The organism is Oleiphilus sp. HI0132, assembly GCF_001635845.1.
On sequence record NZ_LWGJ01000569.1, the window covers coordinates 1 to 1,023 of the forward strand.

Below are 1,023 nucleotides of genomic sequence, written 5' to 3' on the forward strand. Positions count from 1 at the left end.
ATGCACCGCACTGACTATCGCACGAGGTGTAATGGTTGCACCTGTTAACTGATCAAAGTCTCCACCATCTTTCTTCACTTGCCACTGAGTTTCAGTCAAGTTCGCCAAAGACTTGCCGTTGAAGGATAAAACCCAATCAGACTTCTTCAAGTCGATTTTATCACCTAAGCCCGGCGTCTCTTTATGCTCTATCACTCTCACACCCTTAAGCTCCCCCGACATATCAATACTCATAATCAAACGTATAGGGCCTGTATATCCATCAGGCGCCACAACAGGCAATATTAGGTGGGTAGGAAGCTGATCTTTTAAAGCGATGAATGCCTCTACTGGTTCAATAGTCCCCAAGGCTTCAGATGGAGCTAGTGTAAAGGCATCATCGAGTAATTCATTATCGAACTCAGAAAGTGGCACAATCTGCAATAAGGCCTTTGACCTTGCTTGCTTCACCTGCTCTGCAATTTTCTCTTTCGTCCCCTGTTGGGTAAAGGCAATTAAACCGGCAGTAATAATTGCGAACAAACCCAGCCCCCACGCAGACCGAAGTATCGACAAGCCCAGGGTGTCTATCGTTTCAGAAAGCGGTTCGCCCAGCTCTTCTCGTTCGTCAGTTGGATTAAGCTTATCAGTCATCTCTTAAGCCTCCTCTTTCTGCTTGGCGCCGCGTTTTGCCGACTCATAGCCATAAGTTCTTGGCTGCGTATAAACATCAATCAGGGGTGCTGCAAAATTCATCAATAGCACAGCGAAAGCAAAGGCATCAGGGTATGCACCATAAACGCGAATAATATAGGTCAGTAAACCGATACCAATACCAAAAATCAAACGGCCACGAGTCGTGGTACATGAGGTAACGGGATCCGTTGCTATAAAGAAAGCTCCCAGCATGGTCGCACCAGACAGCATATGCAGGCTAAGCGGTGCGAACTGGTCTGCATCATAGCCCAAGACAAGCGCTGGCAAGGCCAAGCCAAGGATTACTCCCAAAGGCGTCTGCCAAGGTATGATCTTTTTCACAAGTAA

Annotated in this window: 2 protein-coding genes; both read right to left on the reverse strand. The window is 47.1% G+C overall.

Annotation, left to right across the window (positions count from 1 at the left end; genetic code table 11):
* On the reverse strand, positions 1–633 hold a 633-nt coding region (rsxG, locus tag A3766_RS07035; RefSeq protein ID WP_068641999.1), incomplete at its 3' end, for an electron transport complex subunit RsxG.
* A gap of 3 nt (positions 634–636) precedes the next feature.
* The coding region (locus A3766_RS07040) for an RnfABCDGE type electron transport complex subunit D (RefSeq protein WP_197479398.1) at positions 637–1,023 on the reverse strand (387 nt) is incomplete at its 5' end.